Source organism: Clostridium prolinivorans (assembly GCF_004011155.1).
GTDB lineage: Bacteria > Bacillota > Clostridia > Clostridiales > Clostridiaceae > Clostridium_AT > Clostridium_AT prolinivorans.
Window position 1 is genome coordinate 215,338 of the sequence record NZ_RJWG01000002.1, and the last position, 25,326, is coordinate 240,663.

Below are 25,326 nucleotides of genomic sequence, written 5' to 3' on the forward strand. Positions count from 1 at the left end.
GTATTTAAAACAGCGGTTTTTACTATATTAAATATCTATTAAATAATAATTAAACGCATTTACTATTTTAGTATTTTTATATTGCGTAACTCTAAGATTATGATTCCCATAATTAAGATGTATATGACCATGAAAAAAATACTTAGGAGAATATTTTTCTATTAATTTATTAAAGCATTTAAATCCTCTGTGGCATTCTGTATCTCTATCACCTATTCCAAAAGCAGGAGCATGAGTAACTAAAATATCAAATCCTTTATTTATCCATAATTTTCTTTTAAGTTTATTTATTCTTTTTTCCATTTCTTTTTCCGTATATTGATGTTTACCGCTACTATATTTATGACTTCCACCTAACCCTAAAATTCTAACATTTTTATATTTTACAAGCCTTCCATCTATATCTTCACATCCTTCAGGAGGCTTTATGCTATATGAGGTATCATGATTGCCATGAACATAATATAATGGAGCTTTTATCATTGTTACCAAAAATGAAAGGTATTCAGCTTTTAAATCCCCACAAGATATAATAAGTTCTACATCTTTAAATTTTTCAGGTTGAAAAAAGTCCCAAATATATGAATTTTCTTCATCAGATACTAGTAATATTTTCACAATTTCTTCCTGCCTTTTCTTTAGTAAATATTTATTTTTTTAATTTATACAAGGCATAATCTGCACATAATATAAAAAATATATCGCCTACTATAGGTACAGGGAAGATGCCAATACCACATATTTTTATTATTATTTCAAAAATTTCGACAATTGAAGATATAAGCAATAAACATATTCCTATAGTATTTATATTTTTAAAACCTAGTAAAACAATAGCTGAAAATAAATATAAAGTATTTAATATTAAAAAAATACCATATATTAAATTATTATTTATAAATTCCATAGAATATCCTAATTCTTTTATAGAATTTATATTTACTTGGAAGTTAAATATTATAAATATATAAAAAATACTAAGTATAATTGAAAATATTATGCAATAATTAAATTTAAATTTATTGTTTCTAGAATATATGTAAATAGATATCATAGCTAATATTGGTATAGATATAAAATTCAAAAATATTATTGGCTTAAGTAAATACATATTTCTTATATTTTTATTTATTAAAAATATAAGAAGAGCTATATATCTAAGTGCTAAGGATATAAATGCTCCCACAGATAAAATCTTTATTTTAAAAGGAGCATATTTATATCCCAAATTTAACCCATAATAAATTAATATAAATGTTAGTAATAAAATTGATAAATAAATAAAATATATATTCATATTTACTCCAATAAAAATTATTATTACTAATATTTATTATGAATTTTACTTTTTTATTCTAATTAATTTTAATTTTGTTTCATTCCTAATACTTTTAATCCACCTTTAACACAGCTTATATTAAGAGGGAAATCCGGTCCCCTTTCTCCATCAATATCTGTAACTATATCTTCATGACATTCTATAAAAAGGTTATCAGTTTTAAAATACAATAAATTACTAGCATTTTCAAGATGCTCACCCTTAAGCATTTTTATAAATAAAGAACTTATTTCTACTATGCTTGAAGCTTTAATTATTATAACATCTAAATAGCCATCATCTATTTCTGATTTATATGCAAGCTTTAAATTTCCTGCAGTTCTTCCATTAAAAATAAGCATCAAATACATTTCTCCATCAAATTCTACTTCTTTTGATGAAACTTTAATTTTTATTTTCCTAAAATTTGGAATAGATTCAATACCTTTAACATAATAAGCAAGTTTACCTATAGTATTTTTTAATGCAACACTTGTTTTTTGGGATATATCTGTAAATAATCCCGTACTTGCTACATTTACAAAATATTTGTCATTAATTTTACCTATATCTACATTTTTTACATTGCTATTTAAAATTTGTTTACAAGCTTTAGACACATCTTGTGGAATACCTAAAAACTTAGCAAAATCATTAGCAGTACCTACAGGTAAAACTCCTATAGGTAAATCTATATTTGATTTTTTCATATAATTTACAACAGTATCTACTGTTCCATCTCCACCAGCAATTAATATATAGCTGTAACTATTATCAACATCTTCAAAAGCTTCATAAATTTCATATTCATAGCTTATTCTAAAAGGTATAACATTATATCCGTATTTTTGATGAATTGCAATAACTTTGTCTATATCCATTATAATAGTATTTTCACCAGAATATGGATTATATATAAATTTTACCTTTTTCAAATTAGTTCACCCTCTAATGTAAAATATTATATTTATTATATACTTTATACAATAAATCCACAAGATTATTTAATATAATCTTGTGGATTTAACAATTTATTAATTAAAATTACATATTGGGAGAACTAGGTTCTGAAATACTACCTAATGCTTTTCCTGCATCATCATTAAGCTTTGATTCTACAGCTAAATCTCCTAAGGCAACTATACCTGTAATTTTACTATTTTCAACTACAGGAAGTCTTCTTATTTGTCTTTCACTCATTATACGTGAAGCTTCATGAACATCCATATTAGGATTAGCAGTTACTGGATTTGATGTCATTATATCTCTTACCTTTTGATTTTTAATATCTTTCCCTTGTGCTATAGAACGTGTTGTTATATCTCTATCAGTTATAACTCCTATAATATTTTCTCCTTGACAAACTGGAATAGAACCAACATTATGCTCTTTCATAAGATTTGCAGCTTTCTCTACTGTATCATTTTCATTTAATGTAACAACATCTTTTGTCATTATATCTTTAATTTTCATATTATTTCCTCCTTACCGATTTTTTTATTAATTTTTCTTATATATTTTTAACTAAAAAATAACTTTTATTATATGTACTTTATTCACTTATTTTTAAAAAAATCTATTATTTACATTCACTTTCAAATACTCTATAATTATGTAATTTTAAATTAAAATAAATTTTAAAAAATAATATAATATATACATTTATATTTATTTTTTAAAAATGGTAATTTATTATTACTTATTCGTTCATAATATGTTATAATACATAATATGCTATAATACATGTTTTATTTTTTATATTATTTTAGGAGTGATTGTTAATGCAAACAAAAAGTGCAGTCCCCAATTTATTTACTTTTTCTAATTTAGCTTGTGGCATTTTATCTTTACTTTGTACTTTTAATGGAAATTATAAATGGTCTTGTTTGTTTATAATAATTGCAGGTTTAATAGATAGATATGATGGAAGAGTCGCAAGATTTTTAAAAGTTTCTAGTGAACTTGGTAAAGAATTAGACTCTCTTGCTGATTTAGTATCTTTTGGTGTTGCACCATCTATATTAGTTTTTAATCTATATAATTTTATAAATCTTGGAATAATGGGATATATTCTAGTTCTGATTTTCCCTATTGCTGGTGCATATAGACTGGCAAGATATAATTCAACCCCTTTTAATAATATATTTACAGGTATTCCTATAACTATTGCTGGATCAGCACTTGCATTGTACTGTTTTATAACATTAAAAAATACTAATAACAGTATGTTAGCAATTATTATATTACTAATACTTTCCTATTTAATGGTAAGTAAGCTTCAAATTAAAAAGGTGTAAAAATTTACACCTTTTTAATTTGAAGCTTTATTTATATCTTTTAATTCATCATCCATCTCTTTGCAGATATGTTTTAAATCCAATTTATTTTTTATAATTTCAGATTTAATAAGACAGTAGTCTAAATAATCATAAGATATCTTATCTAAAGTATCTACTATAGAATCTATTACTTCTCCTAAATCTTCAGCTCTATCTAATGCTTTTTTTACATCTTTTCTTTTTGCTAATGCTATTTTATTAAGTTCATCTGCTCCGCCAATTAATAATTTATATGAATTTACCAATTTAAAAAGCAAATCTGCTAAATTGTTAATATCAACATAATGTTCTTCTATAAGCTTTTTGTAACTCAACAAATCACCCAAACTTTATTAATATCACATTATTTATATTTTAAAATTTTAAAGCTTATTACAAAATATAATATATTATTTTTATAATACCTTATTTTTTAATCTTATTCCAGTTGGTGTAGAAGCTAGACCTCCTAATGCTGTTTCTCTAAGTTCACAAGGCATTTGTTTTCCAACTTTGTACATAGCTGAAACTACATCATCAAAAGGAATTAAACTTTTTACTCCGCTCATAACCAAATCTGCTGTAGTAAGTGCAGATACAGCTCCTGAAATATTTCTTTTTGCACAAGGTACTTCAACTAATCCCGCTATAGGATCACATACAAGTCCTAAAATATTTTTAATAACTATTGCTCCTGCATCTAAAGCCATAGAAGGTGTGCCTCCCATCATTTCTACAACTGCTCCTGCTGCCATAGCTGAAGCTGAGCCACACTCTGCCTGACATCCTCCTTCAGCTCCAGAAAGAGTAGCATTTTTTGCAATTAATATTCCTATTCCTGAAGCTGTAAATAATGAATTTACTAATTCATCATCACTTTTATTAAGCTTTTCTCCTGCACTTATTATAGCTGCTGGGAGTATCCCGCAAGAACCTGCTGTAGGAGCTGCTACAATTTTTCCCATAGCAGCATTTACTTCAGAACAAGAGAGAGCTCTTGCCATAGCTTTTAATATAAATTCTCCACATAGACTTTTTCCTTTTTCAATATAATTTTGAATTTTTACTGCATCTCCTCCAATAAGTCCGCTAACAGAAATTACTTTATTTTTAAGTCCATATTCTGCAGATTCCTTCATTATATATAAATTATTTTTCATTTTATTTGTAATATCTTCTCTTGAAAGTCCTGTTTCTTTTATTTCTTCTCTTATTGTATATTCAGCAATAGAAATTTTTTCATCATTACATGTTTTTATAAGTTCTTCTCCACTGTTTACAAACATTTTATTATCACCTTTCCTGCAATGGGTTAATAACTTTTATGCTTTTAATATTACCTATATTTTTCATTTTTTTAACAATATCTAATGTTACATTTGAATCTGTTTCAAAAATCATAGTAGCTTCAGAGCCTTTACTGCTTCTATATACACTCATAGTTGCTATATTTATTTCTGCTTCATAAAGTATAGCTGTAACCTTTGATATAACTCCGGGTACATCTATATGCTTTATTATCAAAGTAGGATATTCTCCTGTAAACCTCATCTTTTCCCCATCCACTTCAGTAATAACTATATTCCCTCCGCCAATAGAAGAACCCATAATTTCTGATTTACTTCCATCATATTTTTTTATAATAAATTTTACAGTATTTGGGTGCTCATCTCCTAAATCCGTTTCAATAAATTCCATTTTAATTCCTTTTTCTTTCGCTATAAAAATAGCTTTTCTAAGTCTTTCATCCCAAGGATCCATTCCAAGTATTCCTGCTGCTAATGCCCTATCTGTTCCATGCCCTTTATAAGTTTTAGCAAAAGATCCATGAAGTAAAAATTTTACCTCTGATATATCTCCTCCAGCAATAAGTTTAGCCACCTTAGCAAGACGTGCAGCTCCAGCAGTATGAGAACTTGAAGGTCCAATCATAATTGGACCTAATATATCAAAAACACTATAATTTTTTATCATATGCTCTCCACCTTATTTCATATTAAAAATACTTTTATATATATACACTACAAAAGGCATTAATAAAATGCAATAGCTTAAATTTATAATTTTAAAGTATTTATTTTAATATTTATAAAATACACTTCCTCCTATAAATTCCCTTAATATAGAATTACTCGGTACATATTCAGTACTTACCTCTTTAAAAAAGTTTAAGAAACTTTTAAGCCTTAATGCTTCATAATAAACGGGACTATCTTCTTTAATTTTAGAAAGTTCTTCTATTGCATATTTTTTCAAAACACAAAGTTCATATACAAGAGTTGAATTAAACATAACATCTGCCTGTTCTTGAAATACAAATATATTTTTTTCTTCTCCTCGTCTTATAGAAGGCCACATTTTAAGAGTTTCTTCTCCACTATAACCTCTGGATAAGTAATCCCTTACCATTCTTCTAATAATCCTTACATCTGTTGTTGCTATTCTATTGTGATTATCTAAATTTAATTGAGTTAATGCACTTATATATATTTTAAATTTATTTTCTTTTGGAATTGCTGAAGTTAACATTTCATTCAATCCATGAATTCCCTCTACTATAAGTATGCCATTTTTAGGTAGCTTTATCTTTTGTCCATTCCATTCTCTCATACCTTTTTTAAAATTAAATGTAGGTATTTCTACTTCTTCTCCTTTTAAAAGAGCATTAATATGCTTATTAAAAAGCTCTAAATCTAATGCATATATGGATTCAAAATCATAATTCCCATTTTCATCTTTAGGAGTATGCTCTCTATCTACAAAATAATCATCTAAAGAAATTGGTATAGGATAAAGTCCATTAACTCTAAGCTGTATACCAAGTCTCCTTGCAAAAGTTGTTTTCCCTGAAGAAGAAGGTCCTGCTATAAGAACTAATTGAGAAGATTTTCTTTCATAAATCATATCAGCTATATATGCAATTTTCTTTTCATGAAGTGCTTCTGCTACATGTATTATGTTTATAATATCTCCATTTTCTACTTTATCATTTAAAGATCCTACATCAGCGACTTTTAATATATTTCCCCATTGTTCTGTTTCATAAAAAATCTTGAATAATTTTTTATATTCTACAAATTCAGGTATAATTTCAGGGTTTTCTTCAGATGGGTATCTAAGAATAAATCCAGGATAATAAAACATCAAGTCAAAATATTTTAAAACTCCAGTACTATACGCCATAGAACCATAAAAATAATCATATCTTCCATCTAATTCATAAAGATTTATTTTTTGTAGTGAAACATGTTTAAGCAGCCTTATCTTATCTTCCATATTATATTTTTCAAATATTTTTATTGCTTCATCTTTACTTACACTAACTTTTTTAATTGGTAAATCCTTATTAATAATCTCCTTCATTTTTATCTTAATATTTTCAATATCCTCATAACTTAAAGTGGTATTTTTTTCTATTTCTCCAAATAGTCCTTTACTTAATGAATGTTCTATGGTAATTTTAGCCTCTGGATATAAATCTAATACTGCTTTTATAAGCACAAATTGTAAAGTTCTTATATATGTTCTCATTCCAATATTTGTACTAATATCTATAATTTCAAAATCACCATTCTCATTAATAGTTTCAGTAAGTTCTTTATATTTTCCATTTACTTTTGCAAGAACTACAGGTAGTTTATGGTTTTTATAATTTTGTTTTACTATATCTGCAAGAATTGTCCCTTTTTTAACTTCAATAGTGTTTTCACCATTTAGTTTGAGTATAATTTTATCCATAAATTCCCTCCTAACCTGTTATATTATTTCAATAATATCATTATACTTGTAAAATAAAAAAATATTTCATTATTCACTTATAATTTCTAATAAATTTACAAAAAATATACCTTACATAAATATTTATAATTTTATTTTAATATTAATAAAGGACGTGATTTTTTGTTTATTACAATGTTTCGTACTATAATATTATACTTTATAGTAGTTTTCACTATGAGAATAATGGGAAAAAGGCAAATTGGAGAAATGCAGCCTTTTGAACTAGTAATTGCTATTATGATATCTGAACTTGCTTCTATGCCAATGCAAGATACTCGAATTCCTTTATCTCATGGCATTATTCCTATAATAACACTTCTTCTTTTACAGGCAGTTATAACTTTAGCTGAGCTTAAAAGTGAACTTGCCAGAAATATATTTAGCGGGAAACCCAGTATAGTTATAAAAAATGGGAAATTAGATATTAAAGAATTAAAAAACAATAGATTTAACCTTAATGACTTGTTAGAAGAACTCAGACTTCAAGGATACTATAATATAGAAGATATAGAGTATGCAATATTGGAAACAAGCGGTCAAATGTCTATAATACCAAAAACTAATCTTGAACCTGCTACAAAAGAAGATTTAAAAATCAAATATACCCAAGATAAATTACCTATTACTTTAATACTTGATGGCAAAATAAATACCAATAATTTAAAAATCATTAAAAAGAACAAATCATGGCTTATGAGTGAATTAAATAAAAATAACATTTCTTCTTTAGATAAAGTTTTTATTGCACTTATAGATTCCAAAGGAAAGTTCTTTTATCAACTTAAAGAAGGAGGAACATCTAAAAAATGAAAAACGTTGTATTTTCAATTATAATTTTTATTGTAATGATATTTTGTATGTTTTTTTCAATAAATTATCTTTCTAAAACAACTACAAATCTTCAAACTCTAAATAATGAACTTGAAGAATATATAAAAAATGATAATTGGGAAAAAGCTTACAACGCTTCTTTAGATATTACTAAAAAGTGGCAAGATGAAAGCAGAGTTATAAAAATATTTGTAAATCACCAAGAAATAGATAATATAGAATTAGAGCTTTGGAAAATTCCTCAATATGTAAAGGAAAAAACCAAAGATGAAGCTTTAGCTAGTGTTCATGTTTTAAAATTTCTTCTACTTCATATATACGATTTAGAAAAAGTTAATATTCAAAATATTTTTTAAAACTATGGAAAAACTATTAGCATTGAATTATAATATAATTGTATCAAAATCAGTCCCACTGGTACGATTAAAGTCCCTAATACATAATGAAAGGTGGAATTTTAATGGCTTTAGTAACTACTAAAGAAATGTTTAAAAAAGCTTATGAAGGTGGATATGCAATTGGTGCTTTTAACATCAATGATATGGAAATAATCCAAGGAGTAGTAAATGGTGCAAAAGCGCAAAAATCCCCTGTTATACTTCAAGTTTCATCAAGTGCTATTAAATTTGCTGGAGCTAAATATTTAAAAAATATGGTAGATGCTGCTGTTGCTGAAACTGGAATAGACATAGCTCTTCATTTAGACCACGGTCCAGACCTTGAAACTGTAAAAACAGTTATAGACGCTGGATTTACTTCCGTTATGTTCGATGGTTCTCACTATGAATATGAAGAAAATGTAAGACTAACAAAAGAAGTTGTTGATTACGCTCATGCAAGAGGAGTCGTAGTTGAAGCTGAACTTGGACAACTTGCTGGAGTTGAAGATGAAGTTTCTGTTGAAAAAAGCGTATATACAGATCCTGCTCAAGCAGAAGATTTTGTTAAAAGAACTGGATGTGACTCTTTAGCAATAGCTATAGGAACAAGCCACGGAGCATTTAAATTTACAGGAGAAGCTAAACTTAGATTTGATATACTTGAAGAGGTTCAAAAGAGACTTCCTGGATTCCCAATAGTTCTTCATGGAGCTTCTGCTGTTGATCCAAAATATGTTGAAATGTGCAATCAATATGGCGGCCAAATAGCTGGTGCAAAGGGAGTTCCTGCAGAAATGTTAAGAAAGGCATCTTCTATGGCAGTTTGCAAAATAAACATGGATACAGACTTAAGACTTGCTATGACTGCAACACTTAGAAAATTCTTTGCTGAAAATCCAAAAGAAATAGATCCAAGAAAATACATGGGTGCTGCAAGAACTGCTATTCAAGAATTAGTTGAAGATAAAATAAAGAATGTACTTGGTTCATCAAATGCACTATAATAAATAAAGAAAGAGATAGGATTTTCCCTATCTCTTTCTTTATTTATTTTTATATTTTTTAGGCGAACATCCATAATATTTTTTAAAAAGCTTACTAAAATAATAAGGATCATCATATCCTACCATAGATGCTATTTCTTTAACAGTAAACTCTCCATTATCTAAAAGTTCCTTTGCTTTATAAAGTCTTATACCAATAAGATAATTTATTGGTGATTCCCCTGTTTCTTCTTTAAATAATTTAGATAAATATATAGGATTTAAATGTATATAATTAGATATCATTTCTAATGATATAGCATTCATATAATTTTCATTCATATATTGAATAATTTTTTTTATTAAATATCTTTTATCATATTGCATAATAATGCCGCAATTACAACACATATATATCCCCTCCATTTCTCATTAATTTTACAATAAGTATTTAAATTAATAAAATATTAAAAACGTTTAAAATTTATATAAATATATTGATAAAAGTTTACATTTGCCTTTATTCTTCAATATTTTAATAAATTTATAAAATTACTTTTTATATTTAACAAGTTAAAATAATACATTTAATTTTATTATTTTATATTGCATAATATACTAGAATAAAAATTTATTTATATTAAAAAGGAGGTAAATATTATGAAGGCTATAAAGTGGATATATCAATATATAAAAGAATATAAATTGAAAATGTTTTTAGGATTATTTGCCGTAGTAATTTGTTCAGCACTTAATATGATAAACCCATATATGTCTGGATTTATTGTAGATAAAATTATAAATGGAGGTCAAAAAAATCTACTATTACCTGTATTATTGCTAATGATTTTTACAACTATTATAAAAACTGTAATAAGATATTTCTATCAGCTTAATTTTGAAAAAATATCACAGGCAGTTATTTTTAATATTAGAGATAAAATGTATAGTTATCTTCAAAATCAAGATTTTTATTTTTTTGATAGTACAAGAACTGGTGATATCATGACAAGAATGACTGCTGATATAGATGCAGTTAGACATTTTATTGCATGGGTTATTTATAACATTTTTGATAACGTTCTTATATTTTTATTCGCAATTATAACTATGTTTACTATAAATGTTAAATTTACTTTTATAATGCTTTCAATTACTCCATTTACTGCTTTTTTTGCTTATAAATTATCTAAAACAGTAAAAGGCAGCTTTGCTGCTATAAGACATCAATTTTCAAAACTTAATACAGTAGTTGAAGAAAATATAAGTGGGAATAGAGTAGTAAAAGCTTTTACACAAGAAGATTATGAAATTAAAAAATTCTCAAAAGTAAATTCAGGATACAAAGAAAAAAATCTACAAGCTTCTAAAATTTGGGAAAAATATCTTCCGATATTAGATTCTCTTGCAAGCATACTTGTTTTAGTTTTAATTCTTATAGGTGGAATTATGGTTATAAATAAAAATCTTACTCTTGGTGAGCTTATAACATTTAACAGCCTTATTTGGGCTATTAATAACCCTCTTCGTATGGCAGGATGGCTTATTAATGATGTTCAAAGATTTGCAGCTTCTGGTGAGAAAATTATGGAATTTATGATAGAGAAACCTAGAATTAAAAATGCATTAAAAACTACTAAAAAAGATAAAATTGAAGGTTATGTTGAATTTAGAGATGTTACATTTAGTTATGGAGATGAACCTGTATTAAAAAACATAAATTTAAAAGTAAATCCCGGAGAAAAAGTTGCTATTATAGGACCTACAGGTTCAGGCAAATCTTCACTTATAAGTTTAATATGCAGATTTTATGACTGTACTTCTGGTGAAATATTTATAGATGGAATAAATATTAAGGATTTAGATATTGTAAAGCTCCGTCAAAATATATCAATTGCAATGCAAGATATATTTTTATTTTCTGATACAATAGAAGGAAATATTTCATATGCTGTACCTGATGCACCTATTAGTGATATAACTTGGGTTTCTAAAATAGCAGGAGCTCATAATTTTATAGAAAATATGCCTGAAGGTTATGAAACAATAGTTGGAGAAAGAGGAGTTGGACTTTCTGGAGGTCAAAAACAAAGAATAGCTTTAGCTAGAGCTTTAATTAAAAATCCTTCAATATTAATTTTAGATGATACAACTTCAAGCGTAGATGTTGAAACTGAACATGAAATTCAAAATACATTAAATTCATATTTTAAAAATAAAACAACATTTATAATTGCTCATAGAATATCTTCTGTTAAAGATGCAGATAAAATATTGGTATTAAAAGATGGAGAAATAGTAGAAGAAGGTAATCATAAAGAACTTATAAATAAAAAGGGATATTATTATAAAACATTTATTAATCAATTAGGAGATTTTAATAGAGAGGAGGCTGTTTAAACATGGCTAGAAACAAATATGATGTAGATGAAGATTTAGAAACTAAATTTAATTTAAATCACTTAAAGAGAATACTTAAATATTTAAAACCTTATAAAAAAGAAATATTAATAACATTAACACTTATGTTTATATCAAGTATAGCTGCTTTATTAGGACCTTATTTAATAAAAGATGCCATAGATAATAAAATAAAAAATAAAGATATAAATGGTTTACTTATATTATCTTCTATTTTCCTTATAACTGTAATAGTTTCAGCAATTTGTTTAAAATTTAGAATAAGGATAATGAATTATATGGGGCAAAGCGTCATAGAAAAAATAAGAGCAGATTTATTCTGCCACCTTCAAAAGCTTCCCTTTAGTTATTATGATAGCAGACCTCATGGTAAAATACTTGTAAGAGTAGTTAATTATGTTAATTCTTTAAGCGATTTACTTTCTAATGGTCTTATAAATGTTATAACAGATTTATTTAGTTTAATAGTTATAATATTTTTTATGCTTGCTATAGATGTAAAATTAACTTTAATTTGTATGGCAGGTCTTCCTATATTAATAGGTGCAATATTTTTAATAAAAAATGCTCAAAGAAAAGCATGGCAGTTATTAAGCAGTAAACAATCAAATCTAAATGCTTATATACATGAAAGTATCAGTGGTATTAAAGTAACTCAATCATTTGTAAGAGAAAATAAAAATTTAAGCATATTCAATAATCTTATGGAAGAATACAGAAGCACTTGGATGAGATGCGTTTCTATTCAATTTGTACTATGGCCAACAGTAGAAAATCTCTCCGTACTTACTACAGCACTTGTATATGTAGCTGGAATAAGCTGGTTTACAGAAGAAATTACAGTTGGTGTACTTATAGCTTTTATAAGTTATATAGGTAGATTTTGGGGACCTATAACTAATATTAGTAATTTTTATAATTCAATAATAAATGCTATGGCATATCTTGAAAGAATATTTGAAACATTAGACGAAAAGCCATTAGTAAGTGATTTACCTGGTGCTTTTATTATGCCGGAAATAGAAGGAAAAGTTGAATTTAAAAATGTTGATTTTAGCTATGATGAAAACAAAAGAATTTTAAATAATATAAATTTTACAGCAAATAAAGGTACATCTATCGCTTTGGTTGGACCAACTGGTGCAGGTAAAACTACTATAGTAAATCTTATAAGCAGATTTTATGATGTAGAAAATGGAGAAGTTCTTATAGATGACATAAATGTAAAAGATGTTACTCTTAATTCTTTAAGAAAGCAGATGGGAATTATGCTTCAAGATTCATTTATATTTTCAGGAACTATTATGGATAATATTAGATATAGCAAATTAGATGCTACCGATGCAGAAGTAATAAGAGCAGCAAAAGCAGTTAAAGCTCATGAATTTATAATTAATATGAAAGATGGATATTACACTCAAGTAAATGAAAGAGGTTCAAGACTTTCTGTTGGACAAAGACAGCTTATATCCTTTGCTAGAGCACTTCTTGCAGATCCAAAAATTCTTATTCTTGATGAAGCTACTTCAAGTATAGATACTCAAACTGAATTAGCTCTTCAAGAAGGTTTAAATGAACTTTTAAAAGGAAGAACTTCTTTTATAATTGCTCATAGACTTTCAACCATAAAAAATTCAGATATAATTATGTATATAGATAATGGTCGTATTATGGAATCAGGTACTCACTATGAACTTATGAATAAAAAAGGATTTTACTACAAACTTTACACTGCTCAATATAGTTTCTTAGAAGCTATATAAAAATAAGTAATAAAATTTTAAGCTGATAAATTTTTAATTATAATTATACTAAAATTCATTTAATATTTAAAAATAAATATTAAAAATAAAAAACTGCCTTATAAAATTTTAAAAATTTTATAAGGCAGTTTTTTATGTGAAAATTAATATTTTTTAACAGCTCTTGGATTATATTTATAACACAAATTTACAAATTCTTCGTCTGGAACAAACCTTACTTGTACTCTTTCATTTCCTCCTGTTATCATAGCTACATATATTTTTTTATCTGTAGTTTTGGGAAAAAGATTTAAAACTTTAGATGGTTTATTGCTAAAATCTTTTACATAATCGCTATCCTCAGCAGCCAAAAGTTCAGTATTTTTTATATCAAAAGAAAAAACATGACTTCTTTTTTTCATTTCTACAATTTTATCTATATCGATTTCCCCATTTGTAAAAACGTATTCATATTCAACATATAAGTTTCTCTTTAAAAAAAGCATTCCTATACCTAATAATAAAAATATAATAAAAAATACTAAATTAATTGAAAGAGTTATAAGTGCCATTACTCCAAATAAATAAAATAATACTTCAACCACCTTATAAATGCCTGTTTTATAGGTCGTTATAAGTTGTTCATAAAAGTTTTCCATTTCATGTCCCCCTCGTATTGTGAATTAACTTAAAGATATTATATCATAATTATAATAAATAAAAAAACATATTTTAAATTATTTAAAAATAAATTAACTATTTGTATATGGTTTAAGAATAAAAAACTTATATAATGTTAATTATTATGTTATAATTTTGTTTGTCGGGAGTGATGATATTGAAAGAATTGGAAACAAGAATATTAGATGTTGATATAGATTATATTAGGAAAAAACTTTTATCATTAAATTCTAAAAAAGTAAAAATGGAGAATCAAACAAATAGAATTTATGATTTTAAAGATAGAAGACTTTTAAATTTAAAAGGCTATGCTCGGATAAGAAGTATAGATGATATGATAAATAATAAAACTATTCATTATATGACTGTAAAACAAATGTTAAGTCAAGAAAAATATAAAATTATGGATGAACACGAAACAATAATAGAAAGCTTTCAAGAAGGGGAAAATATTTTTAAGGCTTTAGGACTAGAATTAATTGAAATTATAGAAAAATATAGAGAAAGTTACAAATATAAAAATACCCTTATAGAAATAGACATAAACGAAAAAAGTTTTTGTCCTTTCCCTTATATAGAAATTGAAACTTCTTATGAAGAAGAATTAAAAGAAATTGTTAGTCTTTTAGGATACAAAATGGAAGATACTACTTCTAAAACTATATATGAAATTTTAAAAGATAGAGGTATTAAAAAATAACAATGTTTGGATATGTAACTCCATGTAAAATGGAATTAAAGGTCAAAGATTATGAAAAGTTTAAAGCTTATTATTGTGGACTTTGTAAAGAAATAAAAAATTCTTTTGGGAATCTTCCACGATTATCTCTTAATTATGACATGACTTTTCTTGCAATACTTTTAGATTCTTTAACTAAAGAAAACTTTAAAGCTACAAAACAATTTTGTATCCTTCATCCAACTCAAAAAAGATTAATTATAACTGAAAATTCTTCTATTAAATATGCAGCATTTTGTAATGTATCTCTTTCATATTACAAACTTTTAGATAATGTTAATGATGATAATTCTTCACTTAGTAAGGTTTATTCAAAAGTTTTAAATATATATTTAAAAAAAGCCCCTGATTATTATAAAAATAATTTATTATTTATAGAAAAATCTTTAAAAAATCTTTATAACGCTGAAAAGAATTCACAAAATAAATCTCTTGATGAATTAAGTCATCATTTTTCTGATTTGACTGGTTTCATATTATCTTCTTATATTGGAGAAAATAAAAATAAAGATGCTCTTTATTTTCTTGGATATAATCTTGGAAAATGGATATATATAATTGATGCTTATGACGATTTAGAAAAGGATATGAAAACCAATAAATTTAATCCTATAAATGCTGTATTTAATAAAGATAATCTCACATATACTAAATTACTTGATAAAATATCTGAAAGAATAGATTTTACTTTAGTAAGTTGTGCCCAAAGCATGATAGATTCTTTAAATAATATATCTATATCAAAAAATTATGATTTACTTTATAATATACTTCAATTTGGTCTTATGGAAAAAATGGACAAAGTTTTCAAAAGAACATGTAAAAAGGAGGAAATTTTAAATGAAAAATCCTTATGAAGTTTTGCAAATTAAGGAAGGTGCATCAAAAGATGAAATAAAAAAAGCTTATAAAGAACTTGTAAAAAAATATCATCCAGATCAATATGGTAATAATCCTCTTCGTGATTTAGCTGAAGAAAAACTTAGAGAAATAAATGAAGCATATGATTATTTAATGAATAATTCTAATAGTACTTATAGTCAAAATTATAATAGTTCTACTTCTTCTTCATACAATGATATAAGAATAGATTTACAAAATGGTAATTTAAGAGCTGCAGAAGAAAAATTAACAAGAATTTCTGTTAGAGACGCTGAATGGAACTATCTTATGGGAATACTTTATTTAAAAAAAGGCTGGTATGATAATGCTTATAATTATATTGTAAATGCCTGCAACTTAGATCCTAATAATTTTGAGTACAGACAAACCCTTAATAATCTTCAAAGGAGAAATACTGGATATAGGCAAACATATTATAATACTAATAGAGGTGATGGTGATCTATGTAATACATGTACAACAATCTGGTGTTTAGACTCTTGTTGTGAATGTATGGGTGGCGATTTAATAGATTGCTGTTAAAATAAATTTATGGAGGATTTATATGAATAAGACTGTAAATATAGCTAGAGGTGGTCTTTTTACTGCCTTAGGTGTCCTTTTTATATATTTAAGTATTATATCTCCGACAAATAAATTATATCTTCTTGGTATAGCTTCTTGTATTATTCCTCTATCAATTTTAACTACCAATTTAAAAAACAGTTTTTTAATATATTTATCCACAAGTTTTTTAAGTTTATTATTAACAGGTATTAAAGGGAATGTTATAGCTTATATAGTTTTCTTTGGACTTTACGGATTTGTAAAATATTATATTGAAAAATTAAGAAAAATTCCCCTTGAAATAGTTTTAAAACTTTTGTTTTTTAATATTTCAATTATTATATTATATATAATTTCTAAAGCTTTTTTCAATAATATAATAAAGGGAAATATATCCATATATATTATTTTATTTGGTATTCAATTTGCTTTTTTTATTTTTGATTATGCTCTAACTTTATTTATATCATACATTCAAAGGCGTATTAAAAAAATATCTTGACAACATAGTTATAGATGATATAATTATTATTGTTGTTATTGCCCAATAGCCAAATTGGTAAGGCACCAGACTCTGACTCTGGCATTGTGTAGGTTCGAGTCCTGCTTGGGCAGCCAAGGGATATATTCAATGAATATATCCCTTTTATTTTAATCTGCTATTGACAATAATTTAAACATATCATACAATATTTTATAATATTGTGCTGTGAACAGGAATAGTAGCATTTTAAGCAAATTAAGAGAGCTGTTGGCTGGTGTGAAACAGTATTTGCAAAATGTGAACTCGCCTGGGAGCATACTTGCAAAAAAGCAAGTACGGTAAACCCGTTATCTTAATAAGTGAGACTTACATAATATTTTTATGTTTTGTCTAATTAGAGTGGTACCGCGGAATTTTATCTTTCGTCTCTTTTACAGAGATGAAAGATTTTTTGTTTTAAACCAAAATATATTTTTAAGGAGGAATAAAAATGGCTAACTACGGAACAGAAATTGATAAAAAATGGCAAAAAAAATGGGAAGAAACAAATCTTTATAAATTTGATAAAAATAATTTAGATAAAAAGTTATATGTTCTTGAAATGTTTTCTTATCCTTCAGGTGCAAATCTTCATGCTGGGCACTGGTTTAACTATGGTCCAGTAGATTCTTGGGCTAGAATGAAAAGAATGCAGGGCTATAATGTATTTCAACCTATGGGATTTGATGCTTTTGGTCTTCCAGCTGAAAACTATGCCATAAAAACAGGAATACATCCAAAGGATTCTACTTTAAAAAACATAGATACAATGGAAAAGCAACTTAGAGCTATGGGTGCTATGTTCAATTGGGAAAATGAAGTTATTACTTGTTTACCTGAATACTATAAATGGACTCAATGGGTATTTTTAAAACTTTATGAAAAAGGTTTGGCTTATAGAAAAAAAGCTCCTGTTAACTGGTGCCCTAGCTGTAATACTGTACTTGCTAATGAACAAGTTGTTGATGGTCATTGTGAACGCTGCAACAGTGAAGTTACTAAAAAAGATTTAACACAATGGTTTTTAAAAATAACTGACTATGCTGATGAATTATTAGAAAAACTTGATGATTTAGACTGGCCAGAAAAAACTAAAGCTATGCAAAAGCATTGGATAGGAAAGTCTATTGGTGCTGAAGTAACATTTAAAGTAGATAATTCCAATTTAAGTTTTAATGTTTTTACAACAAGAGTAGATACACTATTTGGAGTTACTTATGTTGTTTTAGCTCCTGAAAATGAATTAGTAGATAAATTAACTACAGCTGATAATAAATCTGCTGTTGAAGCTTATAAAGAAGCCGCAAAAAAACAAAGTGATATAGAAAGGCAGTCTTTAACTAGAGAAAAAACTGGAGTATTTACTGGTTCTTATGCTATAAATCCTATAAACGGAAAGAAAGTCCCAATTTGGGTAGCTGACTATGTACTTGCAACTTATGGTACAGGTGCTGTTATGGCTGTTCCAGCTCATGATGACAGAGACTTTGCTTTTGCAACTAAATATAATCTTCCTATAGAAAGAGTTATAGAAAGTAATACAGAACTTCCTTATACTGAATATGGAAAGCTTATTAACAGCGAAGAATTTACTGGTCTTACTACAGAAGAAGCAAAAGAAGCCATAGTTTCAAAACTTGAAAAAAATAATCTTGGTTCTAAAAAAATAAACTATAGATTAAGAGACTGGTTGGTTTCAAGGCAAAGATATTGGGGTGCTCCTATTCCTGTTGTTCATTGTGAGCATTGTGGAATAGTTCCAGTACCAGATAGCCAATTGCCCGTTGAGCTTCCTTATAATGTAGAGTTTTCACCAGACGGTAAATCTCCTCTTGCAAAAAGTGAAGAATTTATGCATACCACTTGTCCTAAATGTGGTGGTGAAGCATTAAGAGATCCAGATACACTTGATACTTTTGTAGATTCTTCTTGGTACTTTTTAAGATACGTAGATAACAAAAATAGCAGCAAAGCTTTTGATAGTGATATAGTTAATAAAATGCTTCCTGTTGATAAATATGTAGGAGGTCCTGAACACGCCTGCATGCATCTTTTATATGCTAGATTTATTACAAAAGCTCTTAGAGATATGGGATATTTAAATTTTGATGAACCATTTTTATCTTTAACTCATCAAGGTTTAATACTTGGTCCTGATGGACAAAAAATGAGCAAATCAAAGGGTAATACAATAAATCCTGATGATTATATAAAAGAATATGGTTCAGATGTTTTTAGAATGTATTTAATGTTTGGATTTGGCTATGAAGAAGGCGGTGCTTGGAGTGATGATGGTATCAAATCTATAGCTAGATTTATAGATAGAGTTGAAAGAATTTTAGATGCATCAAGAAAAATAATAAATTCATCTAATAATAAAAACAGTATTGATAATGCTGAAAAAGAGCTTAATTATTGGAGACATTTTGCAATAAAAGGAGTAACTTCTGATGCTGAAATATTTCAATTTAATACAGCTATAGCAAGATTGATGGAACTTACAAATGCATTATCTAAGTATATAAATGAAAAAGATAAAAATACTGTTTTCTTAAAAGAAGTATTAATAGACTTTATTAAACTTATGGCACCTTTCGCTCCTCATTTTAGCGAGGAACAATGGAATTTACTTGGGATGAATTATTCTATATTTAATGAACCTTGGCCTGTATTTGATCCTTCTGCCTTAATAAAAGACGAAGTTGAAATTGCTATTCAAATAAACGGTAAAATTAAAGCTAGAATAAATGTTCCATCTGATTTAGATGAAGAAGGCATAAAAGAAACTTCTTTAAATAATGAAGATATAAAAAAGGCTCTTGATGGTAAAAATATTGTTAAAGTTATAGTAATTAAAGGAAGACTTGTAAATATAGTAGCAAAGTAAATATATATAAATAAAATAAATATAAATAAAATAATCCGGAGATATGTCTCGGGATTATTTTATTTATATTTATTTAAAGTTTTTTCCGTTGCATCAAGAAGATTATTTAAATCATAAACTTCTCCTTCTTCTATAAGCTTATTAAGCTGAATTTGAAATCTTATAGATTCAGACATTTTCCCCATAGAAGATAATGTTATTATATTGTTCATAATATTTGAAATTAAACTTGATTTAACTTCAAATAAAAGCTGTGCATCTTTTATTTCATCTTTAATCTCAAGCATTAGCTCATCAAGCTTAAATGCAGCATCTGCTGCATGCTTAAGTTTTTCTTTTATATTTGCTGGTATTTCATGTTTATACTTATAATTTAATGAATGTTCTATAGTAGCCCAAAAATTCATAGCCAAAGTTCTTATTTGAAATTCAGCCAAAATATCCTTTTGACCTTCTGCTAGATTAACGGGATATTTAATTATTACATGATAACTTCTATAACCGCTTTCTTTATAATTTGTAACATAATCTTTTTCATACATAATTTGCATATCTTTTCTATTTCTTATAAGTTCAACTACTCTTTGAACATCATCTACAAATTGACACATAATTCTAATTCCAGCTATGTCTTCAATTTCGTATTCTATTCTATCAAGAGGTATATTAAATTTATTTGCTTTTTCTAAAATACTCGAAATTTCTTTAACCCTTCCTGTTACAAATTCTATAGGTGAATATTCATTTTTTCTTCTATATTCTGTTCTTATACTTCTAAATTTTATTTTAAGCTCTTCTACAGCTTGTTCATATGGTATTAAAAAAGTCTTCCATTCCTTAATTGCCATAATATTTCATCCTTTACAATTAATTTTCACAATATATGATACAATAAATTTTACTATAATACAAATATTGTTAATATAGCATTTAATATAAATATATACTGGTAAATAAACTAGCAACATATTTTTTAATATATTTGCTCAATATAAAATTATTTTGATATAATTATGATTTTGCTTTATAATAATTATAAAATAAAAAATATGGAAACAAAATATGTTTTAATGTTAAGAAAGATTTAAATTTTACGATATTTATAATATAAATTAAAATAAATTTAAACAAAGGATGTAAATTTTATGTTCATAAAATTTAAGAGGGGGATTTTTAATGCTTAAACTCAGAAAAAAAAGTGCTAAAAAAAATAATACTATTTATGAAAATAATTATGAAACATCAACTCATTCCACAGAAGAAATAAATAAATCTAATTATACTGAAAATGATAGTAATTATGAAATTTTAAAAAATAAAGTTAGAACAATTTTAGAAAATTCTAATAATATGTTAGAAGTAAACCATAATATAAAAGAATCTATAAATGAAATTTGTGCATCAAATGTAAAACAAAATAACGACATATTAAATACTTTATCTATTTTAAAAAATTTTAATTCAGATATGGAAAATATGGCAATTGGTATAACAAACGTCCAAATAAAAGTTTTAGATACTAATTCTATGGCTGAAGAAGGATTAAAAAACATAGAAAGTTTAGATTCATCTATAGTTGACCTCCAAAGTTCTTTTAAAACATCTGCATCTACAGTAATAGATTTAGTTTCAAAAATAGAATCAGTAAATACAATAACCGATTCTATAAGCCAAATAGCAAGTCAAACTAATCTTTTAGCTTTAAATGCAGCAATAGAAGCCGCTCGTGCTGGAGAAGCAGGAAGAGGTTTTTCTGTAGTAGCTGATGAAGTTAGAAAATTAGCTGAAAATTCAAAATTAGCTGTTTTAAATATAACTAAGATATTAGAAGAAATTAAGCTTGATATAATGAATACTTCTAAAGCTATGACCGAATTTCATAATTCTTTAGAAAATCAAAATGGTACAATAAAATTAACCAAAGATACTTTTGTTAAAATAAAAGATTCTATTGATGAAGCTGCTTTAGAAATTGATAATAGTATTACTAATTTAGTAGGAACTTCAGATAAGAAAAATGAAATTATATCTAAAGTAGAAGAACTTTCTGAATTAGCTGAAACTACTTCTTCATTATCACAAGAAATTTCATCTTCAATTGAATATCAATTCCCTATATTTGAAAATATCAAAAACAATATTGACGATTTAAATAAAATTATTGAAAATTTACATAATTAAAAACTTTTTTATAAAATATATACTGATTAACTCACAATAAGTTATAGATTAATTTCCACTATATAATTTATAGTATTTCTAAATTTCTATTACATCTATGCAGTCAATATTTAACAAAAATACTTTTGAGAGATAATCATATACTATCTTAAATTTAAAAACCATGCATAAAAAATTTTTTATGCATGGTTTTATTAATTCTAACTAATAATATAATACATCATTCATTTTTTATAAATTACTTATATTTTATATAAATAGATTTACATTAGAGTCTTCTGCTTCTCCTAAATAGTATCCAACTCCAGCAATTTTAACACCGTCAATAAGTTCTTCTTTTTTTATTCCCATAATATCCATAGACATTTGACATGCTACTATTTCAACTCCGCTATTTATAGCAGATTGAATTAATTCTTCTAATGATGCAACATTTTTATCCTTCATAACTTTCCTTATCATCTTTCCTCCCATACCCATCATGTTCATTTTGGAAAGTTTAAGTTTTTTACTTCCTCTTGGCATCATAAAACCAAACATTTTATCAATAAATCCTTTATTTACTTTTACTTTTTCAGGCTTTCTTAATATATTTAGTCCCCAAAATGTGAAAAACATTGTAACTTTTTTACCCATAGAAGCAGCCCCATTGGCAATTATAAATGAAGCTATAGCTTTATCCAAATCTCCACTAAATATAATCATAGTTTTATTGTCTTTTACTTCATTATTCATAATTACATTAGCATTATTTGATAATTTTTCAATTCCTTTTTTAATAAAAGCAGTTATAGTACCACCTTTTTTATTTAAATCTATTAATTCATTGTTAGTTCTTTTACACCATGCTTTTATATCTTCATAAAATCCGGGATCAGATGCTGTTACCTTTAAAATTTCTCCATTTTTCATATCATCAATATACATTTTTACTTGCATTAATGGTCCAGGACAGCAAAGTCCACAGGCATCTAAACTTTTATCAAAAGCATCTTTTGCTCTTTCTTCTTTTTTAATAGTTTGAGTTTCTGGATCTATTTTCATATTATTTCCACCATTTTCATTGTTTTCATTCATTTCTTTATAATTTAAAAGAGAATAAGATTTGTATCCGCCTGTTAAATTTTTTACTTTAAATCCATTTTGAGTTAAAATTCTATCGGCAATATATCCTCTTAGGCCAACTTGACAATATTCTAATATTTCTTTATTTTTATCTAATTCATTTAACCTGTTTCTTAATTCATCTACTGGTATATTTATAGCTCCATCTATATGTCCATTATTAAACTCAATTTCAGTCCTTACATCTAAAAGTATAGTTTTATCTAAATCAATATTTTCTAAATCTTCAAGTGTAGCCAAGTGCATTTTACCTTCTAATACATTTTGTGCTACAAAACCAGCCATATTAACTGGATCTTTTGCTGATGAAAAAGGAGGCGCATAACTTAATTCTAACTCTGCTAAATCATATACTGTTCCACCTAGTCTTATAACCGTAGCAATAACATCTATTCTTTTTTCTACACCATCATAACCTATTGCCTGTGCGCCCAAAATTTTACCTTCATCATTAAAAATAAGTTTTATTGTCATTTGAGTAGCACCAGGATAATATGAAGCATGAGAATTTGGATGAACAAAAATAGCCTTATATGGTATATTTGCTTTCTTTAAATTTCTTTCGTTATTTCCAGTACTTGCAGCTGTTAAATCAAAAACTTTAATTACTGATGTTCCTTGTGTTCCTTTATAAGTTGAATTTAATCCTGCAATATTGTCTGCAGCAATTCTTCCCTGCTTATTTGCAGGCCCTGCTAAAGGAACTGCTGTCTTTTGTTTTGTAATAAAATCTACAACTTCTATAGCATCTCCAACTGCGTAAATATTTTCTATATTAGTCTGCATCTTTTCATTTACTATTATATGTCCACGAGGTCCAACTTCAATTCCTGCCTCTTTTGCAAATTGTGTATCTGGTAAAACTCCTATTGAAAGTATAACCATGTTAGTAGAAATACTTTTACCGCTATTTAAAATAACACTTACTTTATCATTTTCATCTTTAAAAGATTTAACTCCATCCTCTAATATAAGCTTTATTCCATGATCAATAAGTTCTTTTTCTGCTATAACTGCCATATCAGAATCAAATGGTGCTAATATATGTGGAGCTGCTTCAACTAAAGTAACATCAAGTCCTCTTTCTTTTAAATTTTCAGCCATTTCAACCCCAACATAACCTCCGCCTATAACCACGGCAGATTTTGTATCATTTCTATCAACATAAGCTTTTATTTTATCTGTATCTGGAATATTTCTTAATGTAAAAATTTTATCATTATCAATTCCTTCTATATTAGGTCTTAAAGCTTTTGCTCCTGGAGAAAGTATTAAATAGTCATAACTTTCTTCATAAATTCCTTTTTCCTTACTTTTAACTTTAACAGTTTTCTCATTTGGGTTTATTTTAATTACTTCACTATTAACTCTTACATCTATATTAAATCTAGATTTCATAGCTTCTGGAGTTTGAACTAAAAGTTTTTCTCGCTCTTTTATGGTTCCACCTATATAGTATGGAAGTCCACAATTTGCAAAAGATATATATTCATCTCTTTCAAACATAATAATTTCTATATTTTCATCTAATCTTCTAAGTCTTGCAGCTGCAGAAGCTCCCCCTGCAACTCCACCAACAATAATAACTTTTTTTGACATTTTTAATCTTCCTCCTTTAACAAAAGTTCAATTAATTTTTCTACTCTTTCATCACAAACTTTGTAATTTATCTCAAGTCCATTTCTCTCCCCTTCTATTATTTTTGCACTTTTAAGTTTTTGAATATGTTGTGATATAGTTGATTGAGGCATATCCAAACAATTTTGCATATAAGTTACATTGCATTTACCTTTCTCTAAAAGACCTTTAACTATGCATAATCTTACAGGATGAGCCAATACTTTTAATAATTCAGAAACTTCATTATACTTTCTATAATCTTTATCCATAAATATTACCTCTTTACATATTGTTAATTAAACTACAAATTTTTAAACACCTTTTCTGCAAATTATTATATCTATATAT

At 26.4% G+C, this 25,326-nt stretch carries 25 protein-coding genes, 1 tRNA gene and 1 other annotated feature; of the genes, 13 read left to right on the top strand and 13 right to left on the bottom strand.

From position 1 onward, the window contains the following. Window positions 1–27 precede the first annotated feature (27 nt). The 4 genes from EGD97_RS03690 to EGD97_RS03705 form a co-directional block, all read right to left on the bottom strand. On the bottom strand, window positions 28–618 hold the full coding sequence (locus EGD97_RS03690) for a metallophosphoesterase family protein (protein WP_078682474.1): 591 nt from the start codon (window positions 616–618) through the stop codon (window positions 28–30). Between the two features lie 31 nt (window positions 619–649). Next, window positions 650–1,297: a hypothetical protein gene (locus EGD97_RS03695; RefSeq protein ID WP_164850154.1), complete on the bottom strand. Its 648-nt coding sequence runs from the start codon at window positions 1,295–1,297 to the stop codon at window positions 650–652. 68 nt (window positions 1,298–1,365) lie between these two features. After that, window positions 1,366–2,253, bottom strand: coding sequence for a YegS/Rv2252/BmrU family lipid kinase (locus EGD97_RS03700; RefSeq protein WP_078682476.1), 888 nt, complete (start codon window positions 2,251–2,253; stop codon window positions 1,366–1,368). Between the two features lie 109 nt (window positions 2,254–2,362). Beyond that, entirely contained in the window at window positions 2,363–2,791 is a 429-nt protein-coding gene (locus tag EGD97_RS03705) for a CBS domain-containing protein (protein WP_127836515.1), read from the bottom strand. 308 nt (window positions 2,792–3,099) lie between these two features. Here EGD97_RS03705 and pssA point away from each other — a divergent pair, with 308 nt between their 5' ends. Continuing rightward, window positions 3,100–3,615: a CDP-diacylglycerol--serine O-phosphatidyltransferase gene (pssA, locus tag EGD97_RS03710; RefSeq protein ID WP_127836516.1), complete on the top strand. Its 516-nt coding sequence runs from the start codon at window positions 3,100–3,102 to the stop codon at window positions 3,613–3,615. A gap of 14 nt (window positions 3,616–3,629) precedes the next feature. Here the strand turns inward: pssA and EGD97_RS03715 are convergent, their stop codons facing one another. The 4 genes from EGD97_RS03715 to EGD97_RS03730 form a co-directional block, all read right to left on the bottom strand. Continuing rightward, window positions 3,630–3,971, bottom strand: a complete 342-nt coding sequence (locus EGD97_RS03715; RefSeq protein WP_078682479.1) for a hypothetical protein — start codon at window positions 3,969–3,971, stop codon at window positions 3,630–3,632. A gap of 81 nt (window positions 3,972–4,052) precedes the next feature. Further along, on the bottom strand, window positions 4,053–4,922 hold the full coding sequence (gene sdaAA / locus EGD97_RS03720) for an L-serine ammonia-lyase, iron-sulfur-dependent, subunit alpha (protein WP_078682480.1): 870 nt from the start codon (window positions 4,920–4,922) through the stop codon (window positions 4,053–4,055). A 7-nt stretch (window positions 4,923–4,929) separates the two neighbouring features. Continuing rightward, window positions 4,930–5,607, bottom strand: coding sequence for an L-serine ammonia-lyase, iron-sulfur-dependent subunit beta (gene sdaAB, locus EGD97_RS03725; protein WP_078682507.1), 678 nt, complete (start codon window positions 5,605–5,607; stop codon window positions 4,930–4,932). A 108-nt stretch (window positions 5,608–5,715) separates the two neighbouring features. Continuing rightward, window positions 5,716–7,374, bottom strand: coding sequence for a nucleoside kinase (locus tag EGD97_RS03730; RefSeq protein WP_078682481.1), 1,659 nt, complete (start codon window positions 7,372–7,374; stop codon window positions 5,716–5,718). Window positions 7,375–7,536: 162 nt separating this feature from the next. Between EGD97_RS03730 and EGD97_RS03735 the strand changes: the two genes are divergently transcribed. From EGD97_RS03735 to fba, 3 genes are all read left to right on the top strand, one after another. Next, window positions 7,537–8,226, top strand: a complete 690-nt coding sequence (locus EGD97_RS03735; RefSeq protein WP_078682482.1) for a DUF421 domain-containing protein — start codon at window positions 7,537–7,539, stop codon at window positions 8,224–8,226. Then, a complete protein-coding gene (locus tag EGD97_RS03740; RefSeq protein ID WP_078682483.1) occupies window positions 8,223–8,603 on the top strand; it encodes a DUF4363 family protein in 381 nt (126 codons plus the stop codon). Before EGD97_RS03735 ends, EGD97_RS03740 begins: the two co-directional genes overlap by 4 nt. 104 nt (window positions 8,604–8,707) lie before the next feature. Continuing rightward, window positions 8,708–9,631, top strand: coding sequence for a class II fructose-1,6-bisphosphate aldolase (gene fba / locus EGD97_RS03745; protein WP_078682484.1), 924 nt, complete (start codon window positions 8,708–8,710; stop codon window positions 9,629–9,631). 39 nt (window positions 9,632–9,670) lie between these two features. Here the strand turns inward: fba and EGD97_RS03750 are convergent, their stop codons facing one another. Beyond that, entirely contained in the window at window positions 9,671–10,021 is a 351-nt protein-coding gene (locus EGD97_RS03750) for a helix-turn-helix transcriptional regulator (protein ID WP_228201965.1), read from the bottom strand. A gap of 249 nt (window positions 10,022–10,270) precedes the next feature. Here EGD97_RS03750 and EGD97_RS03755 point away from each other — a divergent pair, with 249 nt between their 5' ends. Both EGD97_RS03755 and EGD97_RS03760 read left to right on the top strand, forming a co-directional pair. Then, complete coding sequence (locus EGD97_RS03755; protein ID WP_078682486.1) at window positions 10,271–12,010, top strand: ABC transporter ATP-binding protein; 1,740 nt, start codon at window positions 10,271–10,273, stop codon at window positions 12,008–12,010. A 2-nt stretch (window positions 12,011–12,012) separates the two neighbouring features. After that, complete coding sequence (locus EGD97_RS03760; protein ID WP_078682487.1) at window positions 12,013–13,794, top strand: ABC transporter ATP-binding protein; 1,782 nt, start codon at window positions 12,013–12,015, stop codon at window positions 13,792–13,794. Between the two features lie 143 nt (window positions 13,795–13,937). On the opposite strand, the gene EGD97_RS03765 is transcribed toward EGD97_RS03760, so the two are convergent. Then, window positions 13,938–14,432 carry a hypothetical protein gene (locus EGD97_RS03765; protein ID WP_078682488.1) on the bottom strand — a complete coding sequence of 165 codons (495 nt, stop codon included), beginning with the start codon at window positions 14,430–14,432 and terminating at the stop codon, window positions 13,938–13,940. Between the two features lie 179 nt (window positions 14,433–14,611). On the opposite strand from EGD97_RS03765, the gene EGD97_RS03770 reads away from it, so the two are divergent. The 6 genes from EGD97_RS03770 (at window position 14,612) to leuS (ending at window position 20,052) form a co-directional block, all read left to right on the top strand. Continuing rightward, window positions 14,612–15,154, top strand: a complete 543-nt coding sequence (locus EGD97_RS03770) for a class IV adenylate cyclase (protein WP_078682489.1) — start codon at window positions 14,612–14,614, stop codon at window positions 15,152–15,154. 2 nt (window positions 15,155–15,156) lie between these two features. Further along, window positions 15,157–16,050 (top strand): DUF5685 family protein, encoded by an 894-nt coding sequence (locus EGD97_RS03775; RefSeq protein ID WP_078682490.1) that lies wholly within the window; start codon window positions 15,157–15,159, stop codon window positions 16,048–16,050. Then, the gene (locus EGD97_RS03780) at window positions 16,034–16,618 is read left to right on the top strand and encodes a J domain-containing protein (RefSeq protein WP_078682491.1); all 585 of its coding nucleotides are present in this window, start codon (window positions 16,034–16,036) and stop codon (window positions 16,616–16,618) included. Before EGD97_RS03775 ends, EGD97_RS03780 begins: the two co-directional genes overlap by 17 nt. Window positions 16,619–16,640: 22 nt before the next feature. Beyond that, window positions 16,641–17,144 (top strand): hypothetical protein, encoded by a 504-nt coding sequence (locus tag EGD97_RS03785; RefSeq protein WP_127836517.1) that lies wholly within the window; start codon window positions 16,641–16,643, stop codon window positions 17,142–17,144. Window positions 17,145–17,183: 39 nt separating this feature from the next. After that, a tRNA-Gln gene (locus EGD97_RS03790) sits at window positions 17,184–17,260 on the top strand. 82 nt (window positions 17,261–17,342) lie between these two features. Next, window positions 17,343–17,559: a binding site (T-box leader), on the top strand. Between the two features lie 57 nt (window positions 17,560–17,616). Continuing rightward, window positions 17,617–20,052, top strand: coding sequence for a leucine--tRNA ligase (leuS, locus tag EGD97_RS03795; RefSeq protein ID WP_127836518.1), 2,436 nt, complete (start codon window positions 17,617–17,619; stop codon window positions 20,050–20,052). A gap of 59 nt (window positions 20,053–20,111) precedes the next feature. Here the strand turns inward: leuS and EGD97_RS03800 are convergent, their stop codons facing one another. Further along, on the bottom strand, window positions 20,112–20,900 hold the full coding sequence (locus EGD97_RS03800; protein WP_078682494.1) for a GTP pyrophosphokinase: 789 nt from the start codon (window positions 20,898–20,900) through the stop codon (window positions 20,112–20,114). A gap of 328 nt (window positions 20,901–21,228) precedes the next feature. Here EGD97_RS03800 and EGD97_RS03805 point away from each other — a divergent pair, with 328 nt between their 5' ends. Further along, window positions 21,229–22,233, top strand: a complete 1,005-nt coding sequence (locus EGD97_RS03805) for a methyl-accepting chemotaxis protein (protein ID WP_078682495.1) — start codon at window positions 21,229–21,231, stop codon at window positions 22,231–22,233. A 249-nt stretch (window positions 22,234–22,482) separates the two neighbouring features. On the opposite strand, the gene EGD97_RS03810 is transcribed toward EGD97_RS03805, so the two are convergent. Both EGD97_RS03810 and EGD97_RS03815 read right to left on the bottom strand, forming a co-directional pair. Continuing rightward, window positions 22,483–24,957, bottom strand: a complete 2,475-nt coding sequence (locus EGD97_RS03810; protein ID WP_127836519.1) for a CoA-disulfide reductase — start codon at window positions 24,955–24,957, stop codon at window positions 22,483–22,485. 2 nt (window positions 24,958–24,959) lie between these two features. Then, window positions 24,960–25,247 (bottom strand): ArsR/SmtB family transcription factor, encoded by a 288-nt coding sequence (locus EGD97_RS03815; RefSeq protein WP_078682497.1) that lies wholly within the window; start codon window positions 25,245–25,247, stop codon window positions 24,960–24,962. Between the last annotated feature and the right edge of the window lie 79 nt (window positions 25,248–25,326).

Excerpts from the sequence above, each read along its gene's own strand:
- EGD97_RS03815 (WP_078682497.1), bottom strand. The coding sequence starts at position 25,247 with ATGGATAAAGATTATAGAAAGTATAATGAAGTTTCTGAATTATTAAAA.
- fba (WP_078682484.1), top strand. The coding sequence starts at position 8,708 with ATGGCTTTAGTAACTACTAAAGAAATGTTTAAAAAAGCTTATGAAGGT.
- EGD97_RS03765 (WP_078682488.1), bottom strand. The coding sequence starts at position 14,432 with ATGGAAAACTTTTATGAACAACTTATAACGACCTATAAAACAGGCATT.
- EGD97_RS03750 (WP_228201965.1), bottom strand. The coding sequence starts at position 10,021 with ATGTGTTGTAATTGCGGCATTATTATGCAATATGATAAAAGATATTTA.
- EGD97_RS03810 (WP_127836519.1), bottom strand. The coding sequence starts at position 24,957 with ATGTCAAAAAAAGTTATTATTGTTGGTGGAGTTGCAGGGGGAGCTTCT.
- EGD97_RS03730 (WP_078682481.1), bottom strand. The coding sequence starts at position 7,374 with ATGGATAAAATTATACTCAAACTAAATGGTGAAAACACTATTGAAGTT.
- leuS (WP_127836518.1), top strand. The coding sequence starts at position 17,617 with ATGGCTAACTACGGAACAGAAATTGATAAAAAATGGCAAAAAAAATGG.
- EGD97_RS03775 (WP_078682490.1), top strand. The coding sequence starts at position 15,157 with ATGTTTGGATATGTAACTCCATGTAAAATGGAATTAAAGGTCAAAGAT.
- EGD97_RS03740 (WP_078682483.1), top strand. The coding sequence starts at position 8,223 with ATGAAAAACGTTGTATTTTCAATTATAATTTTTATTGTAATGATATTT.
- EGD97_RS03760 (WP_078682487.1), top strand. The coding sequence starts at position 12,013 with ATGGCTAGAAACAAATATGATGTAGATGAAGATTTAGAAACTAAATTT.
- EGD97_RS03705 (WP_127836515.1), bottom strand. The coding sequence starts at position 2,791 with ATGAAAATTAAAGATATAATGACAAAAGATGTTGTTACATTAAATGAA.
- pssA (WP_127836516.1), top strand. The coding sequence starts at position 3,100 with ATGCAAACAAAAAGTGCAGTCCCCAATTTATTTACTTTTTCTAATTTA.
- EGD97_RS03755 (WP_078682486.1), top strand. The coding sequence starts at position 10,271 with ATGAAGGCTATAAAGTGGATATATCAATATATAAAAGAATATAAATTG.
- sdaAA (WP_078682480.1), bottom strand. The coding sequence starts at position 4,922 with ATGTTTGTAAACAGTGGAGAAGAACTTATAAAAACATGTAATGATGAA.
- EGD97_RS03785 (WP_127836517.1), top strand. The coding sequence starts at position 16,641 with ATGAATAAGACTGTAAATATAGCTAGAGGTGGTCTTTTTACTGCCTTA.
- EGD97_RS03800 (WP_078682494.1), bottom strand. The coding sequence starts at position 20,900 with ATGGCAATTAAGGAATGGAAGACTTTTTTAATACCATATGAACAAGCT.
- EGD97_RS03780 (WP_078682491.1), top strand. The coding sequence starts at position 16,034 with ATGAAAAATCCTTATGAAGTTTTGCAAATTAAGGAAGGTGCATCAAAA.
- EGD97_RS03695 (WP_164850154.1), bottom strand. The coding sequence starts at position 1,297 with ATGAATATATATTTTATTTATTTATCAATTTTATTACTAACATTTATA.
- EGD97_RS03805 (WP_078682495.1), top strand. The coding sequence starts at position 21,229 with ATGCTTAAACTCAGAAAAAAAAGTGCTAAAAAAAATAATACTATTTAT.